This is a genomic window from Novosphingobium subterraneum, assembly GCF_000807925.1.
GTDB classification, from domain to species: domain Bacteria; phylum Pseudomonadota; class Alphaproteobacteria; order Sphingomonadales; family Sphingomonadaceae; genus Novosphingobium; species Novosphingobium subterraneum.
In genome coordinates this window covers 44,751-59,964 of the sequence record NZ_JRVC01000017.1, presented here as the reverse complement: position 1 = coordinate 59,964, position 15,214 = coordinate 44,751, and the positions used below count along the sequence as shown (strand labels likewise).

Genomic DNA, 15,214 nt, shown 5'->3' with positions numbered 1-15,214 from the left:
GTGAGGAAGGCCCGGAACCGACAAGGTTCCGGGCCTTTTCTTGACGGCTAGCGGCCGAGAACCGGTATCAGGCCGGGATGCTGCGCAGCATGGCCTCGCGGATTTCGGTGAAATCCTGTCGGATGGCCTGTAGCGTGCGCGCATCGAAACGCGTCACGCAATCGAGGATCGCATTGCGGGCCGATTGATACAGCTGGATCAGCGCGCCGGCGGTTGGATTGGCCAAGTCCACGCCCATCTGCAGCGCGGTAAGAGCGGAGATTGCACGTGTGAGCGCTGCACTCTTGGCGGCGTTGTCGCCACGCTCCTGCGCATGGACGGCGCGGCCGACCGAGCCGATGACCTGTTCGAGGCACAAGTCCACCAGCTGGCGTGAATCGGCACCGCGAACACGGGCGTCGAAATCAACGCGGCGATAGGCTTCGGTCGGGTCTTTTCGATGGTGCAGCATATCAGTTGTTGCTCGATGCGTTCCAGGCTTCGATCTGGGCCTTCAGGAAGGACAGGGTGGATTGCGAACCGCTGACGCGCGTGTCCATGGCGGCAAAGCGGGTGACGAGCTGCTGGCGCAACGTCTCCTGCTTTTCGGCAAGGGTGGCGGAACGGTCGGCCAGCGTCTTCTGCAGGGCTGTGTTGCGCGTGACGGAACTGCCCAGCGAGATTCCGGTCGTTGAATTGGCATTGCGCGCGATCTTGTCGATCGCTGCAAAAACGCCGAAAATGCCGGTCGTCCACATCGCTCCGGCTTCCTGGGGCGAGTTCTTGAGCGTCTGGTTCAGGCGATCCGCATCAAGGCTGAAAGTGCCGTCCCGCTCGGTCTTGAGACCCAGGTCCGCCAGGGTTGACGGAGCGCCGGGTGCGGCATTGACCATGATCTTCTGACCGGCGAGCGACATCAGCGCGTTGCGCAGTGCGCGGGCGCCGGGGTCGTTGTTTAGCTCGCCCGTGTCCTTGTTCATGGCCTGGTTGAGCTGCGAGGCAACTTCATTGAGCGCATCTTTGAGGTCGCTCATCGCCGTGGCAATGCCCGACGATGGATCGCTGAAGCTGATCGTTGCCGGATTGCCGACGTTCGTTGCCGTCAGCTTGAGGTTGAGGCCGGGGAGCGCGTCATTGATCGTGTTGCTCGTACCCGTATAGGCCACACCGTCGAGCAAATAGGCAGCATCGGTTGCGGTCGACTTGAGCTGGGTGGTGTTCGTCGCAGGTGTCCACGCAAGGTCCGAAAGCGCTTCGCCGCCGACCGCCGGGCTTGCCTCGATGATAAAGCCGCTGTTCGCGCCTTCCTTGCCCTTGATCACCAGTTGCGCGCCGGCAGAACCGTTGGCGACATAGGCCGATACGCCCGCGCCCGAAGCGTTGATGGCACTGGCTACATCGGCAAGCGTCGCTCCGGCCGGGACGTTGATGTCAACGGCGTCCTGCGCGGCATCCGCAGTGAATGCACCGCCCGAAACGGTGCCGAAGCGTAGTGTCAACGTGCCTTCGCCCACCGTCGAGGTCGACGAGGCGTAGGCCGGCATCACCAGCTTTTGCGCATTGGCAAGCGAAGTCACTTCCAGGCTGTAGGTGCCGCTGCCGCTCAACGTGCCCTTGCTCACGGTCGCCACGCTGCTGTTCGAGATCGAGGGCTTCACCGCCAGATCGCCGGTTCGGATCAGCGTGCCGATCGATGACGATAGCGTGCTGATAAGGGACTTGAGGTTCGACGCGCTGGAGATCTGGGCTTCGAGCTTCTCGGTCTTTGCCGAGAGCTGATCGATCCGTGTTGCGAACTGCGCAGCCGCCAGCTGTTCGGCAAGCTGTGCGGTGTTGATGCCACTACCCGCGCCCAGCGCCGAGACGATCTGCGCCGTGGCGGACGTGGATGCCGTGGAGGATGTGGTCGTTGCCATGGTTGCTAGGACGGCTGCCTTGATGCGGTCTTAAGGTCGATCACCGCTTCGGGGCGGCCATCTGCGTCGAACCGCATGTGGATCGGCAAGTCGATGGCGGGCAGTTGCACCTGATCGCCCCGCTTGAGCGAGAGCACGAAGGCCAGGACCGACGCGACGGCGGCATAAAGATCCTCGCGGATCATCTGGTTTTCGCGCGTGGTGAAGTAGACGGAACGGGCAAGCGGCGGCAGTTCGAGCGTCGGAACGCCGAGTTCTGCTGCCAGCTCGCGCATGGCCAGCGCCTTTTCGCCACGTCCCTTGGCCAGCACGACTGGCGCGGGGGCAAGTTCAGGGTCGTAGACCATGGCGACCGAGAAGTGCGTCGGGTTGGTGATGACGAACTGCGCCTTCTGCATCGCCTGCTGCATCGCCCCCATCGCCAGCTGACGCTGCTTGTTGCGGATGGCGGCCTTCTTCTCGGGCGAGCCTTCGGCTTCCTTGTGCTCGTCCTTCACTTCCTGCAGTGTCATGCGAAGACGCAGCAAGCGGCGGACCCATTGGATCGGGAAGTCGATCAGGGCGATCACGATCAGCCCGGACGCAAGCGCGAAGGCAAGCGAGGTGATCGTATCCCACGCGGTGACAAGCTGGCCGTGGATGCTGCCTTGGCCGAGGCCGACGATCGCCGCGATGCGCCCTGACGCCCAGAAGTATGCAATCGAGCCAAGCAGTACGAGCTTGGCGAGGCCCTTGGCCAGTTCGATCCAGCCTTGCGGGCCGAACATGCGCTTCAGGCCCGACAGCGGATTGATGCGTGAAGCCTTGGGCGCGAGATTGGCAGGGATCCAGCGCCCGTCGGACAGGCCGATCTGTGAAAAGACCGAAGCGGCCAGCACCATCAGGCCGAGCAGGAAAACCGGCGGCAGGACGGCAACCATAGCGCCCGTCAGCAGCTTTGCCGGGGCGAAGTCCTCGATAGCCGCGCGATCGAGTGTAAACGAGGCGCGCAGCGTGTCCTGCAGGGCGTCCATCATCCACGGCCCCGCGAACTTCAACCAAACCGCGCCTACCAGCACGCCGACGGCGGTTGCCAGGTCCTTCGAGCGCAAGACATCGCCATTCCTGGCGGCGTCCTTCTTGCGCTTCTCTGTCGGGGCAAAGGTCTTTTCGCCTTCCTGCTCGGCCATCCCCGCCTCCTACTTCAGGACCAGCGCGCCGGCATTGGCGACGGCGGTGGCGGAGATGTCGACCATAACGTCGGTCAGCATCGGGGCGGCGGCGATCATGGCGGCAAGGCCGGCAAGCACGCCTGCGGGCAGGCCGAGCGAGAACAGGTTCAGGCTAGGGGCCGAGCGGCTGATGATGCCGGTGGTCACCTGAACCAGCAGCAGGATCAACGTGACGGGCAAGGCGATGAGGATCGCGGTTACGAACATCTGCGTGGCGAACTGGCCGATCAGGTCGATGCGGTTGGCCGCCAGCCACGACGTGCCGGGTGGGAAGGTGCGGTAGCTGTCGACCAGCAGAGCGATCCAGTTGAGGTGCGCGCCGGTGCCGAGGAAGATCACGGTGAGAACGACGGCGAAGTACTGGCCCATCGCCGGGGAGTGCGCGCCGCTGACCGGGTCGGCCGTGGTGGCAATGGACATGCCCATGCCGCCGCCGATCACTTCGGCGGCAAGCGTAGGCGCGGCAAAGGAAAGCTGCAGGGCAAAACCCATGGCAAGGCCGATCAGGACTTCGTTGGCCGCGCTGAGCAGGCCATTGATCGAAAGCAGCGCGGTCGGCGCTTCAACCGGGGTCCAGCCGCACACCAGCATCGCGATCGCGCCCGAGGCGACGATGCGGATCTGGTAAGGCACGGTGCCGGTGCCGAACAGCGGCGCTGCAAACATGGCGGCGGCAATCCGTGTCATCACGAACAGCCAGCGCCAGAAGTCCGCCTCCAGCGCGCCAAAGCCGAAGTTCAGCTGCAGCACAGGATCAGCCTTTTCCGGTCATGGCGATCTGGTCAAAGATTTCCTTGGTGAAATCCCCGACGAGGCCGAGCATGGCCGAACCGAACAGCACAAGCACGAGTGCGGTGACGGCAAGCTTGGGTACAAAGGTCAGCGTCTGTTCGTTGACCGAAGTTGCCGCCTGAATCACGCCGACGACGAGGCCGACGGCGAGCGAAGCAATGAGGATCGGCGCGGCCACCAGTGCGGTGATCCACAGCATCCGGTCAGCCAGCGCGAGGAGGGAGGCAGTGTCTTCCATCGCCCTTACCCGAAGCTGGCCGCAAGGCTGCCCATCAGCAGCGCCCAGCCATCGACGAGGACGAACAGCAGCAGCTTGAACGGGAGCGAGACGATCGTCGGGCTCATCATCATCATGCCCAGGCTCATCAGCACCGAGGAGACGACGAGGTCGATCACAAGGAAGGGCAGGAACAGCATGAACCCGATCTGGAAGGCTGTCTTGAGTTCGCTCGTCACGTAGGCCGGGAGCAGGATCGAATAGGGCACGTCGGCCGGAGTCGCGAACTTGGGCGCCCGTGCCATTTCCGAGAACATGCGCAGGTCGGTTTCGCGGGTCTGGCGGATCATGAAGGCGTGAAATTCGCGCCCGCCGGCAACGAAGGCCTGTTCGGCACCGATTTGCCCGGCGGAATAGGGCTGGATGGCGTTGGCGTTCACCTTGTCGAGCGTCGGGCCCATGATGAACAGCGAGAGGAACAGCGACAGGCCGATCAGCACCTGATTGGGCGGCGATTGCTGCAGGCCCATGGCCTGGCGCAGGATCGACAGGACAACCAGCACGCGGGTGAAGCTGGTCATCATCAGGATCAGCGACGGCAGGATCGTCAGCAGGCCCATGATGAGCAGCAGCTGCAACGACAGCGACAGCGAGCCGCCGCTCTGTGCGCCTGCCATTTGCCCGAAGGCGCGGTCAAGCGCGCCTGAGATTGCGGCCGGTTGCTGGGCCGGGGCGGGGCCGGCAGCCTGTGCCATCGCGTAATGCGGCAGCAGTGTCAGCGTCGTGACAAGGATCGCGAAAAGGCGCTTCACTGTGCGTCCTCCGCTTCCACCCTGGGCCGCGCCGGGGCTTCGGCAAGGCGGACGAGGCCGTTCTTGCCGGCAGAAACGAGAATCTCGCGGCCGTGAAACTCGATCACGGCAAGCCGCAGGGTGGGGCTGAGCATCTGCGTCTCGACGATGCGCACCGACTTGGGCGCGCTGCCCGCCATGAAGCGGCCTTCCATGCGCTTGGCGAACTTGAGACTGGCCCAGGCGAGGCCGCCGATCAGCGGCAGCAGCACCAGGAGCTTGAGGACGTACCAGAACATCAGGCGACATCCCCCTTGGCGGCTTTCTTCGCCGGGGCCGCAGGGGCTTCCTCGGGCTCGCTGCCGGCAAGCTCGACGATCCTGAGGCCGAAGCGGTCGCCTTGTGCAACCACTTCGCCGCGCGCGATGAGCTTGCCGTTGACCATTACGTCGAGCAGTTCATCGGTCAGGCGGTCGAGCATGACCACGGACTCCTCGGTAAGGCCGAGCACGTCCTTCAGCTTCATCGATGTGCGGCCGAGTTCGACGGTCAGGCGAACGTCCACGTCCTTGAGGAAATCGAAACCGCGGGGCTGGAAGGTCATGGGGTCAGGGCCTCTTCGGGTAAATCAGGAAAGCTGGTTGAGCTGGATGGCGACGCGGTCTTCGAGCGCGCCGATTGTGCCGGTGGCGTAAGTCTTGTCGCCGACCTTGACCGGCACGTTGCGTGCGATCGGCACGGGCAGGACCTGTCCGATGCGCAGGCCCGAGACGACCGCGAGCGGGAGCCGCATGTCGACCAGCACCGCCGCAAGCTCGACCGGCAGGTCGGCAAAGGGGGCGTCGGTCGGCTGCGCCGGACCGCGCCGGGGCTTGGTGGGGCGCTTGGCATCGCCGTGGGCGAACATCAGGCCAAGCGTATCGTGCGGGAAGGCAATCGAGATGGCCCAGGGCATCCGTCCCTGCTCGACGACGTTCAGCGTCAGTCCGGCAACCCTGGTCGCATCGGGCATCGCCTGAAGCTGGGCAAGGCTGGCATCGCGCCGCACCGCACGGATTGGACCGCCATTGCCACCCAATGCGACGGTGAGCGCGGAGGCGACGAGCTGTTCGATCCGGCCGATCATCAGCTCGGCAGAAAGCGGGAATTCCTTCGGCAGCGACGAAGGGGTATCGCCGGGACCGCCAAAAGCGCGGTCGACCAGGCGCAGCACGTTCTCGCCTTCGACGGTGACCATGAAGGGGGCGCTGCCGATGTGCATCAGGCTGTTGGCGGCAAGTCGCGGGATTTCCGAGCAGAAATCGGCAAAGTCCGTGTCCATCGGCTTCATCGGATTGATCTGCGGTTCGGCTCCGCCGAGAAGGGGGACGAGCGCCCCGCGCACCGCCTTGGCCAGGCGTTCGCTCATCCGGGTGAGCGCCGGGATCAGTTCCGCGGCACTGGGACCGGGGCGCAGCAGGGCCGGATCGTGCCGGGCAATGGCACGTTCGGCGATGAAGGCGCGTTCTGGTTTCATGGGGGCGCTGGAGCTTTCCGGCTTGCTGGACGATGCCAGAATTACTGAACGATGAAGGTCTTGAAGTAGACGTTGTCGACGCCGCCAAAGCCTTCGTTCTCGGTGAGGACCTTGTTGATCGCGGCAGTCAGGCGCTTCTGCAGGCGTGCCTTGCCTTCCGGGCTGATGACCTCTTCCTCGGGCGTATCGGCAATGGCGATGAGCAGCGCCGAGCGGATTGCCAGCTCGTGCTTCTTCATCCACAGCACCACGCGATAGTCGCGGCGAGTGGAGGCCGAGATGTTCACCTGCAGCAGCGCATCGGTGTTCTTCAGGTTCGAGGTGAAGTCTTCGGCGAAGTTGTAATAGACAGTGCGGAACTCGCTGCCGCCTTCACCATCGGTTTCGCCAGCCCCGCCTTCGCCTTCACCTTCCTTGGCGACCGGGGCGTAGGGGTCTTCCTCGCCCTTGCGCACCAGCTTGGGATTGTTGTCCACCTTGACGACTTCATGCGTGCCGCCGCCGATGATGCCGGCAGCAACCAGTCCGAACACGCCGCCCGCGCCGACGCCCAGCAGTGCGACAGCGCCGACGATCTTGATGATCATGCCACCGCCCTTTTTCTTCTTGGGCTTGTCTTCCTTGTCGCTCTTGTCGCTCATCGGGGTTCTCTCAGGAAATGGGGATCAGGATCAGGCGTAGATGCCGCGATCGTCGCTGCGGCGGCGGGGCGCTTCTTCCTCGCGGGACGAAGTGCCATTGCCGGAGAATGGGCGGGTCGGAGCCTGCTCGGCCTGGCGCGGCTGCTGGCGCTGGCTTTCGCCCTGGCCGCCCTGCGTGCGCGAATCGGCTTGCGGCTGATGGTTCTGGCCGGCGCTTTCGCCGGAGGCACGCGCTGCTTCGGCAGTGGCGCTGACCGCGCGCGCAAAGCCGGGATCGGCGCTGGTCATCGCCACCGACATGCCGCGATCCTCGCCCTGGTCGAAGCGCAGGGTGACCCGGCCGAACTCGGCGTGGTTGATCGACGCGGTCACGGCACGCGGCGAGGCTTCCTCGCGAGCGCGGGCCAGATTGTCGACCAGCGCGGCGAAATCGACGCGCTCACTGCGGGCTTCGTGGCGGACCGACGACGGGGCAGTGTTGTCTGGCGTTGGGAGGGAACGGTCCGCGAGCAGGCTCGTGGTACTGGTCGCTTCGACGCGCGGTGTTTCGGCCCGTTCGCTGTCCATAAGTGGCTTCGCACCGGCAACCAGGGCAGGCTGCGCCGATGCTTCGGATGTTTCACCTTCTGCGCCCGTTGACTTGTTCTGGCGAACCTGACGTGCGGCCATGATCTGCGCGGTCGGCGTGGCTGCGACCGCTTCGGGCTGGACCGGGGCAGCAGCCGTCTCCGGCTCTGTCGTCAGTTCGATCTGTGCCGTGCGGGCCAGCGCAATTGCTGTCTGAGCGGGGGATTGCGGTGCAGTCGGTGCTGGCGCCGCCGAGGCAACGGTTGCGCAAGGGACTTCAGTTGAAGGGCGGGCACCGGCACCCTCGGCCGGCACCAGCCGATCCGGCGCGGCGAAGAGCGCAGCGATAAGGGCCGAGTCGGGCAGGGTGCCGTCCGGCAGTTCCGGTGCATCCCGGAAGTCGTCTTCGGCCTGCTCGGCATCGGTGCGCGCTTTCGTCGGCTGCGGGCGCACCTGAACATCAGTCGGGCGCACTTGCGGCAAGGCGGCAAGCAGCTTTGCCGCATCCGGCAAGATCTTGCCGCTTTCCGGCAAGGGCGCGTCTGCCGGTTCTGCCGAGGCGAACTGCATGGCAAGGAGTGCATCGAAGGCAATACCAGGGGCAGCAGTGATGCCATCCGCCGATTCCGGCCCATTTCCGCCATTCTGCAACGGCGCAGCCTGCAGGGCAGGAGCGGCTGTCGGCTGGGAAAGGGCGGCAAGATCAAACATCAGCAAGGCTCCGTGGCGGTGCGTTAACCGTGTTTATTCAAGACCCGTGCCAGATTGCCTTTTGCCGGTAGTAGGTGTTGTTGCGGATGCCACCTTGCGCGCGATCAGACGCTCCTGCGCCTCGGCGCGCTCTTCCACGGCGGCGCGCCGACGTTCTGCGGCGGCGGCCTCCTGCGCCTTGGCATCGGCGATCCTGCGCGCAGCATCGGCATCGGCGCGTGTGCCCGACGTGATCCGGTCGAGTCCGGCCACGAACTGCCGCAATTGCTGCAACCCGTGCGCGTCGCGCGCATCGGTGCGGGCGGCGTACTCCGTCGAAAGACGTTGAGTCCTGTCTGCCAGCCCCTGCAACTGCGCCAGCGTGCCCTCGGCCTTGCCCGCTTCGGCGAGCGCGGTCTGGCGGGCGATGTCCCGGATGCGCTCAAGCCGTTTCAGGCGCGCCAGACGCTCGCGCTCAGCCTTCATGCACCGATCAGCTGGCTGAGCGCGGCGACGCTTGCCGCCATCGACACGACTTCACGCTGCGGCTGGCTGATGAACCCGGTCAGCGCCTCATGCATGGCGATGGCCCTGTCGAGCTGGGGATCGGCCCCGCTGCGATAGGCGCCCATCAGGACCAGATCGCGGTTGGCCTCGTAACTTGCCACAAGCGCACGGAAGGTGCGGGCGGCGCGCTGGTGCTCGGGTGCAGTGATGTCGTTCATCACGCGGCTCAAGGATGCCGCAATGTCGATGGCCGGGTATTGCCCACGCTGCGCCAGATCGCGCGAGAGCACGATGTGTCCGTCGAGGATCGAACGCGCGGTGTCGACCACCGGATCGTCCTGGTTGTCGCCATCGGCAAGGACCGTGTAGAGCCCCGTCACCGACCCGCCGCTTTCCGCCGAATTGCCGGCGCGTTCGACCAGCTTGGTGATCGTCGCGAGGGCCGAGGGCGGATAGCCGCGCGCCGCGCCCGGTTCGCCCAGCAGCAGCGCGATTTCACGGCCCGCGTGGGCCACACGCGTCAGGCTGTCCATGATCAGCAGCACGCGCTTGCCTTGGGCTCGAAAGTATTCGGCGAGCGCCGTCGCCATCATCGCGCCGCGTATGCGCAAGTTGGGCGCATGGTCGGCAGGGACCGCGACAACGACGGAGCGTTCGCGCTTGGAGCCCTGCATGTGCCGCTCGACGAAGTCGGAGACTTCTCGTGCACGTTCGCCAATCAGGCCGACGATGACGATCTCGGCCTCGGCGCCGTGCGCGATCATGTCGAGCAGCACCGACTTGCCGACGCCTGATCCCGCCATGATGCCGATACGCTGGCCGATGCCGAAGGTCGTCAGCGCATTGAGCGCGCGCACGCCGGTATCGAAGCTCTCGCGCACTGGCGAGCGGTCGAGCGCGGCGGCCCGAATGCCGCCTGCCGGCCATTCGCGGCGGTTGTGGATCGGCCCCTTGCCATCAATCGGCTTGCCCTCGCCATCGATCGCGCGGCCGAGAAAAGCCTCGCCTACCGGCACCATCCCGGGGCGGCCTTCGGGCCTTACCCTGGCGCCGGGGCGCAGCAACACCGGATCGCCCAGAAGCATCATCAAGGTACGACCATTGCGGAAGCCGATGGTCTCTGCCGTCAGCGATCCCGACCCATGAGCGATGCGGCATTGCGTGCCAATGGGGACCGACAGCCCCGACACTTCAAGCATTCCGCCATCACACGCGGCCAGCAAGCCATAGCGCGCAGGCGTGAAGTCGGGTTCGCACAGTGCCAGGGAATCCAGCGCCCGGTCGAGCACGGAGAAAGTGGGCCCCATCAGCATTGGCGGAGCGCCTCATGGATGGCCCGGCGCCATTGTTCAGGTCCATCCTCGACTCCGCCGGTCGCGCCTTCCACGCGCAGAGCGCCGCGTTCGAGCGAAGCGTCGGGTTCGAAGTGCCAGTCTTCCGGCAATCGCGCGGCAATCAGGGCAAGGTCTTCGGGATGGAGCCGTATCACGCGCTGGTCTTCGGCGCGGGCGAGCATGGTGGCGGCGGCCTCGACCCGGCGGGTCAGCGCGTCGGGGTCAAGGGCCGCAGGCGCAATGGCAGCCTCGCACAAGGCGATCACCGTCTCGCGCAGTCGGTCTTGCAGTTCGGTCTGCATCGCCACATCCAGCTTGCCGAGCGCGAATTCGATCTTCTGACGCGCTGCTTCCTGTTCGGCAATGAGCTGCGCAGCGGCTTCCTGCGCCTCGCCCAGACCCTTGGCATAGCCATCGGCCCACGCCTCCGCGATAGGGTCGTGCGGCTCGCGCTCGTCTTCCACCGGCACCATGACAGGTTCCGGTTCGGGCGCTGCAAATTCGCGGAAGAAGCGGCGATCACGCGCGAAACCTGTGGGCACTTGCCCAAGGTCCGCCAGCGAGATCGCCCGCAAGCTGTCAGACATAGTCGTCGTCGCCCGCGCCGAACACGATCACGCCTTCGGCCGAGAGACGGCGGGCTGCCGTGACCATGGCCTTTTGCGCCTCGATCACTCCGGCCATCTTCATCCGGCCACGCGCGGCAATCTCGTCGCGCACGCCGTCCGCAGCACGGCTCGACATGGCGCGGAAGAAGCATTCGCGCTGCTCTTCGGGAATGCCCTTGAGCGCGGCGATCAGCGCATCGCTGTCTACCTCGCGCAGCAGTGCTCCCATCGACTTGTCGTCGAGCGCGAAGAGGTGCTCGAACTTGAACATTTCGTTCTCGATCGCCTTGGCAAGCTGGCGATCCTGCTTGGCGATCTCGGGCATGACGCGCTTTTCGACCGCCCGGACGGAGGCGTTGATGATGTCGGCCGCTTCGCGCGGCCCGCCCATGGCAAAGGCGCCCTGGCCGTGCCGTTCGCCGATACGCTGGTGCAGCATTTCCTCGAGCATCGCGATGGCTTCGGGTGCAACCGGTCCGAGCGTGGCGATGCGGTGGACGACCTGCGGTTGCACCTCGTCGGGCAAGCCATGCAGGACAGCCGCGGCCACTTCCGGATCCAGCTGAACCAGCAGCACGGCAATCGCCTGGGGATGCTCGTCACGGATCAGAGGCACGATCACTTGCGGAGTCAGCCATCTGGCAAGCTCGATGCTGGGCGTGCGCGAGGGGTCGTCAGGCAGGATGCGCTGCATCAGGCTGTCTGCCTTTATCTCGCCCACGGCGCGAGTCATGAGCGAGCGCACTTGTCCGACGCGATCGTGCGCGATCAGGCCAAGCCGCTCGGTCTTCTCGACAAAGCCGGCAATCGCCTGTGCGATCGCAACCGGGCCGATCTCGCCCAGCGCACACATCTTTTCGCCCAGCAGGCGAAGTTCTGCGGGCTCCAGCTGCGCGAGGATCTGCGCGGCCTGATCGTCCTCCAGCAGCATGACCATGACGGCTGCGCGTTCGGGATCGGAAATGGCGGGGGCTTCCATGAGATCGCTCATGCGCTGGCACCTTCCTCTTCAGGCTCTTTCAGCATCTGCTTGAGGGCAACCAGCGCACTGTCGGGCTTTTCGACGACAAGCCGCTGGGCAAGGCTGACCTGCCGGGCCAGTGCCTCGGCATCGACGACGCCCGTTTCGGGATCTTGCGCGGGCTGGATTGCCTGTGCGACTTCATCAGCGGTGACAGCCTCGATCGCCCCTTCTTCGGCCTCTCTGGCGTCCTCGTCCTCGTCGCCCGTCGCTTCACCTTTCTTGCGCTTCTTTGCAACCTTCACTTCGGCCGGCGCGGGTTCCTTCTTCAGCGCCTTGATCAACGGACGGACGCCGAGCAGCAGGACAAGCAGGACCGCGATCAGCGCCACGGCATTGCGCAGGATCGTGGCGAACCACGGCGTTTCCCAGAACGGTGCGGGGGCAACGTCTGCGGGCTTGAAGGCACGGACGGCCACGGCAACCTGATCGCCGCGGGCGGGGTCGGCGCCGACCGCAGCGCTGACCAGCTGCTTGATCTGCTCGATGTCCTGCGGCTTGGCCTTGGCCATGGTCTCGGCGCTCAGCGCGACAGCGACGGACAGGCGCTTGATCTTGCCAGGGGTCTGGTTCGATACCGCAACCTCGCGGCCGAGTTCATAGGTGCGCGAGGAACTGGATTCGCCGTTGGCGCCGGGCGTTGCCGCAGCCGCGGGCGTTCCTTGCGGGGCGCCGGGCTGGGCAGTCGTGGCAGGGGGCGGCGTGTTGGCGGTGACGCCGGGCACGCCCTGGGCAGTGCCGGCGCCGGTCTGCTGCGAGGCGCTTTGCGTTTCCTGCCGGACGACGCCTTGCTTGTCATAGCTTTCGCGCGCCGACGTCACCTGGTCCATGTCGAGATCGAGCTGGATCTCGGACGAGAAGTTCCCTTCGCCCAGCATCGGCGTGAGCAGTTGCGCGACCTGCTGGCGAAGCTTCTCCTCCATGCGCTGCTGGAGCTCGAGCCGGTCGCCATCGGGGCCGGAAGGGTCGGAGAGCAATGCGCCGTGCTGGTCAACGACCCGCACCGCGTCTATCGAAAGCCCGGGCACGGAACCCGCGACCAGGTTGACGATCGCGCGGACCTGGCTTTCGGAAAGCTGCCGTCCGCGCTTCAATTTGACCATGACCGAGGCCGATGGCGGCAGGTTCTCGCGCACGAAGACCGACTTTTCCGGTTCGGCGAGATGGACGCGCACGGCCTCCACGCCGTCGATCTCCATGATCGTCAGCTCAAGCTCGCGCTCGCGCGCGGCCTGCAGGCGCTGGCCCTCAAGCCCCCGGCTCGCGCCCATCGGCAGCTTGTCGAGCATCTGCGTTCCGGTTTCGGGCGTGGCGATCGCGCCGTCCGATGCGGCGGCCATGCGCGCCCTGTATAGGTCGTCCTCGCCCACCGTGATCGCACCGGTTGCGTTGTCGATCTGGTAGGCGATATTGGCCTTTTCGAGGCTGGCGGTAACTTCGGACCGCTCGCTGTCGGAAAGCTGGCTGTAGAGCATGCGCTGCGGTGCGGGCGCCATGGTCAGCCACAGCACGCCGGTCAGGCCGGCTGCGGAAACGCCGGCGAACCACGGAAGGGTGCGCCTCACGGGCGGCTGCGCCAGAAACGCCTTGGCCCGCGTGCCGAAGCTTCCGGCTGCGGGATCGGTCAGGACGCCGAAAGTGGATGGAGCTGGCGTGGCAAGGCCAGAGGCGGGAACGAGGTCAGCCATTCAATCACACTCCCATCCGCATGATGTCCTGGTAGGCGTTCAGCAGCTTGTTGCGCACCTGCAGCGTGGCCTCGAAGGCAACGCCAGCTTCCTGCCGCGCCAGCATCACCTTGGCCACGTCGACCACTTCGCCTTTTTCATAGGCTTCGCTGATCGCACTTGCCTTCTGCTGGCTGGCGTTGACGTTATCGAGCGCACCCTTGAGGCTCTCGGTAAAGCTACCAGCCGGGCCGGTGCTGGCCTGTGGTCCTTGTGCACCCTGCGTCGCTTCGGGTGACTTGACCTGCTGGAGCAGCTGCGAGCGCTCCATGATCTGCTGGCGCAGCGCCATGATGTCCTGGATGCCGGAAGCCCGGCCGCCGATGCCGGAAACGCTCATCGCCTGCCACCGACGGCTCTACCGTCCACTGACCGGCCGTTCACTTCAATCCCGGCCTCACGGAAGCTGGCGAGGCGATAGCGCAAGGTGCGTTCCGAAATGCCGAGCTGGCGGGCAGCGGCAACGCGGCTGCCGTTGCAGGCCTCGAGCGTCGAAAGGATCGCGCGGGCTTCGGACATCTGCACGATGTTGGAAAGCTTGGCATCGGCCGCGGCAGGAACCGCAACCGGTTCGTTGATCAGGCGGGCAGGGCGATCGAACACGATGTGCGAAGCCTTGATGACGGAGGCGTTCCCTGCAAGCACCAGAGCGCGACGCATCACGTTCTCGAGTTCGCGCACGTTGCCGGGCCAGCTATGCGCCGCCAACATCGCTAGCGCTTCGTCGGAAATCCAGGGAGCGACCTGCGAATGGCGCATCGCCATCGCGAAGGCGAGCGGCGCGATATCGTCGGGCCGCTCACACAGAGCGCGCAGGGCCAGCGGGAAGACGTTTAGGCGGTAATAGAGATCGGCGCGGAAGCGGCCTTCCTCGACTTCCAGCGGCAGATCGCGGTTGGCGCAGGCGATTACCCGCACGTCCACCTTTACCGGCTGCGTTGCCCCCAGCGGCACCACTTCGCCTTCCTGCAGCGCGCGCAGCAGCTTGGCCTGCAGGGTCAGCGGCATCTCGGCGATCTCGTCGAGGAGCAGCGTGCCACCGTCAGCCGCGCGGAAGAAGCCTTCGCTGGCTGCATTCGCGCCGGTGAACGCGCCCTTCTGGTGGCCGAACAGCAGCGCCTCGAGCATGGCTTCGGGCATGGCGGCGCAATTGATGGCGATGAACGGCTTGTCGGCGCGGGCCGAGTGTTCGTGAATGAAGCGGCTCAGCACTTCCTTGCCAGTGCCGGTCGGGCCGTTGATCAGGACGGGGATGTCGGTGGCGGCGATGCGTTCGGCCAGGGCAAGGACAGACAGGCTTTCAGGATCGGCGGCAATGGGCGCGCCTGGCTTCGCGGCGCAGGCCAGCAGTGCCGACAGCGCAGCCTCGCCCGCCCCATCGGTGTATCGCAGGGTCGCCGTCCGGCTGCCGGGCTGGCGCTCGATCGCTGGCACAGCCGAACGCTCCAGCAGCACCACCTGTTTGCGCGGCGGGAGCTTCGCGTCCTCGAAGGCATCAGCCAGCATCGACTGTCCTTCCGCACCGTAGCTCGAAAGCACCGAAGCTGCGCGCTGGACAAGCGCTGCGTGGGCTTTCGCCGCCGCTTCGGTGAACTGCAGTGCCCCGCAATCGCGAATCATTTCAAGACCCCTGTTAACCATCCTGTCTGTGACCTTCTTTCGCGCGGGACCGACAAACAGGTTGAAACTTTAAGGGG

Annotated in this window: 18 protein-coding genes; all 18 read right to left on the bottom strand. The window is 65.6% G+C overall.

Going from position 1 to position 15,214, the window contains the following annotated elements; all coding sequences use genetic code 11:
* Positions 1-67 precede the first annotated feature (67 nt).
* Genes NJ75_RS15860 through NJ75_RS15775 form a run of 18 tightly spaced genes read right to left on the bottom strand, consistent with a single transcriptional unit; the run spans position 68 to position 15,137 of the window.
* Positions 68-451 (bottom strand): flagellar export chaperone FliS, encoded by a 384-nt coding sequence (locus NJ75_RS15860; RefSeq protein WP_039336200.1) that lies wholly within the window; start codon positions 449-451, stop codon positions 68-70.
* Between the two features lies 1 nt (position 452).
* Complete coding sequence (gene fliD, locus NJ75_RS15855) at positions 453-1,895, bottom strand: flagellar filament capping protein FliD (RefSeq protein ID WP_039336198.1); 1,443 nt, start codon at positions 1,893-1,895, stop codon at positions 453-455.
* 5 nt (positions 1,896-1,900) lie between these two features.
* A complete protein-coding gene (locus NJ75_RS15850; protein ID WP_039336197.1) occupies positions 1,901-3,064 on the bottom strand; it encodes an EscU/YscU/HrcU family type III secretion system export apparatus switch protein in 1,164 nt (387 codons plus the stop codon).
* A gap of 9 nt (positions 3,065-3,073) precedes the next feature.
* Positions 3,074-3,856 carry a flagellar biosynthetic protein FliR gene (fliR, locus tag NJ75_RS15845; RefSeq protein WP_039336196.1) on the bottom strand — a complete coding sequence of 261 codons (783 nt, stop codon included), beginning with the start codon at positions 3,854-3,856 and terminating at the stop codon, positions 3,074-3,076.
* A 4-nt stretch (positions 3,857-3,860) separates the two neighbouring features.
* Complete coding sequence (locus NJ75_RS15840; protein ID WP_039336195.1) at positions 3,861-4,136, bottom strand: flagellar biosynthetic protein FliQ; 276 nt, start codon at positions 4,134-4,136, stop codon at positions 3,861-3,863.
* A 5-nt stretch (positions 4,137-4,141) separates the two neighbouring features.
* Complete coding sequence (gene fliP, locus NJ75_RS15835; RefSeq protein ID WP_052242576.1) at positions 4,142-4,870, bottom strand: flagellar type III secretion system pore protein FliP; 729 nt, start codon at positions 4,868-4,870, stop codon at positions 4,142-4,144.
* A 53-nt stretch (positions 4,871-4,923) separates the two neighbouring features.
* Complete coding sequence (locus NJ75_RS15830) at positions 4,924-5,205, bottom strand: flagellar biosynthetic protein FliO (RefSeq protein WP_039336193.1); 282 nt, start codon at positions 5,203-5,205, stop codon at positions 4,924-4,926.
* Positions 5,205-5,510, bottom strand: coding sequence for a flagellar motor switch protein FliN (gene fliN, locus NJ75_RS15825; RefSeq protein WP_039336191.1), 306 nt, complete (start codon positions 5,508-5,510; stop codon positions 5,205-5,207). Before fliN ends, NJ75_RS15830 begins: the two co-directional genes overlap by 1 nt.
* Positions 5,511-5,534: 24 nt before the next feature.
* Positions 5,535-6,422, bottom strand: a complete 888-nt coding sequence (locus tag NJ75_RS15820; protein WP_039336189.1) for a FliM/FliN family flagellar motor switch protein — start codon at positions 6,420-6,422, stop codon at positions 5,535-5,537.
* Positions 6,423-6,463: 41 nt separating this feature from the next.
* Positions 6,464-7,063, bottom strand: coding sequence for a flagellar basal body-associated FliL family protein (locus NJ75_RS15815; RefSeq protein WP_039336187.1), 600 nt, complete (start codon positions 7,061-7,063; stop codon positions 6,464-6,466).
* Between the two features lie 30 nt (positions 7,064-7,093).
* The gene (locus NJ75_RS15810) at positions 7,094-8,347 is read right to left on the bottom strand and encodes a hypothetical protein (RefSeq protein ID WP_169745732.1); all 1,254 of its coding nucleotides are present in this window, start codon (positions 8,345-8,347) and stop codon (positions 7,094-7,096) included.
* A gap of 27 nt (positions 8,348-8,374) precedes the next feature.
* Positions 8,375-8,806 (bottom strand): hypothetical protein, encoded by a 432-nt coding sequence (locus NJ75_RS15805; protein WP_039336183.1) that lies wholly within the window; start codon positions 8,804-8,806, stop codon positions 8,375-8,377.
* On the bottom strand, positions 8,803-10,140 hold the full coding sequence (locus tag NJ75_RS15800) for a FliI/YscN family ATPase (RefSeq protein ID WP_174544611.1): 1,338 nt from the start codon (positions 10,138-10,140) through the stop codon (positions 8,803-8,805). The genes NJ75_RS15805 and NJ75_RS15800 overlap by 4 nt, the downstream gene beginning before the upstream one ends.
* Positions 10,134-10,748 carry a FliH/SctL family protein gene (locus NJ75_RS15795; RefSeq protein WP_039336182.1) on the bottom strand — a complete coding sequence of 205 codons (615 nt, stop codon included), beginning with the start codon at positions 10,746-10,748 and terminating at the stop codon, positions 10,134-10,136. The genes NJ75_RS15800 and NJ75_RS15795 overlap by 7 nt, the downstream gene beginning before the upstream one ends.
* Complete coding sequence (gene fliG / locus NJ75_RS15790) at positions 10,741-11,760, bottom strand: flagellar motor switch protein FliG (RefSeq protein WP_052242569.1); 1,020 nt, start codon at positions 11,758-11,760, stop codon at positions 10,741-10,743. Before fliG ends, NJ75_RS15795 begins: the two co-directional genes overlap by 8 nt.
* On the bottom strand, positions 11,757-13,478 hold the full coding sequence (fliF, locus tag NJ75_RS15785; RefSeq protein WP_039336181.1) for a flagellar basal-body MS-ring/collar protein FliF: 1,722 nt from the start codon (positions 13,476-13,478) through the stop codon (positions 11,757-11,759). The genes fliG and fliF overlap by 4 nt, the downstream gene beginning before the upstream one ends.
* A gap of 4 nt (positions 13,479-13,482) precedes the next feature.
* A complete protein-coding gene (gene fliE / locus NJ75_RS15780) occupies positions 13,483-13,857 on the bottom strand; it encodes a flagellar hook-basal body complex protein FliE (protein ID WP_039336180.1) in 375 nt (124 codons plus the stop codon).
* Entirely contained in the window at positions 13,854-15,137 is a 1,284-nt protein-coding gene (locus tag NJ75_RS15775; RefSeq protein WP_039336178.1) for a sigma-54 interaction domain-containing protein, read from the bottom strand. Before NJ75_RS15775 ends, fliE begins: the two co-directional genes overlap by 4 nt.
* Positions 15,138-15,214: the final 77 nt, after the last annotated feature.

What these genes read in the sequence shown, in the direction of transcription:
- NJ75_RS15860 (WP_039336200.1), bottom strand. Translation starts at nt 451, where the DNA reads ATGCTGCACCATCGAAAAGACCCGACCGAAGCCTATCGCCGCGTTGAT.
- fliD (WP_039336198.1), bottom strand. Translation starts at nt 1,895, where the DNA reads ATGGCAACGACCACATCCTCCACGGCATCCACGTCCGCCACGGCGCAG.
- NJ75_RS15850 (WP_039336197.1), bottom strand. Translation starts at nt 3,064, where the DNA reads ATGGCCGAGCAGGAAGGCGAAAAGACCTTTGCCCCGACAGAGAAGCGC.
- NJ75_RS15840 (WP_039336195.1), bottom strand. Translation starts at nt 4,136, where the DNA reads ATGGAAGACACTGCCTCCCTCCTCGCGCTGGCTGACCGGATGCTGTGG.
- fliP (WP_052242576.1), bottom strand. Translation starts at nt 4,870, where the DNA reads ATGGCACAGGCTGCCGGCCCCGCCCCGGCCCAGCAACCGGCCGCAATC.
- NJ75_RS15830 (WP_039336193.1), bottom strand. Translation starts at nt 5,205, where the DNA reads ATGTTCTGGTACGTCCTCAAGCTCCTGGTGCTGCTGCCGCTGATCGGC.
- fliN (WP_039336191.1), bottom strand. Translation starts at nt 5,510, where the DNA reads ATGACCTTCCAGCCCCGCGGTTTCGATTTCCTCAAGGACGTGGACGTT.
- NJ75_RS15820 (WP_039336189.1), bottom strand. Translation starts at nt 6,422, where the DNA reads ATGAAACCAGAACGCGCCTTCATCGCCGAACGTGCCATTGCCCGGCAC.
- NJ75_RS15815 (WP_039336187.1), bottom strand. Translation starts at nt 7,063, where the DNA reads ATGAGCGACAAGAGCGACAAGGAAGACAAGCCCAAGAAGAAAAAGGGC.
- NJ75_RS15805 (WP_039336183.1), bottom strand. Translation starts at nt 8,806, where the DNA reads ATGAAGGCTGAGCGCGAGCGTCTGGCGCGCCTGAAACGGCTTGAGCGC.
- NJ75_RS15800 (WP_174544611.1), bottom strand. Translation starts at nt 10,140, where the DNA reads ATGCTGATGGGGCCCACTTTCTCCGTGCTCGACCGGGCGCTGGATTCC.
- NJ75_RS15795 (WP_039336182.1), bottom strand. Translation starts at nt 10,748, where the DNA reads ATGTCTGACAGCTTGCGGGCGATCTCGCTGGCGGACCTTGGGCAAGTG.
- fliG (WP_052242569.1), bottom strand. Translation starts at nt 11,760, where the DNA reads ATGAGCGATCTCATGGAAGCCCCCGCCATTTCCGATCCCGAACGCGCA.
- fliF (WP_039336181.1), bottom strand. Translation starts at nt 13,478, where the DNA reads ATGGCTGACCTCGTTCCCGCCTCTGGCCTTGCCACGCCAGCTCCATCC.
- fliE (WP_039336180.1), bottom strand. Translation starts at nt 13,857, where the DNA reads ATGAGCGTTTCCGGCATCGGCGGCCGGGCTTCCGGCATCCAGGACATC.
- NJ75_RS15775 (WP_039336178.1), bottom strand. Translation starts at nt 15,137, where the DNA reads ATGATTCGCGATTGCGGGGCACTGCAGTTCACCGAAGCGGCGGCGAAA.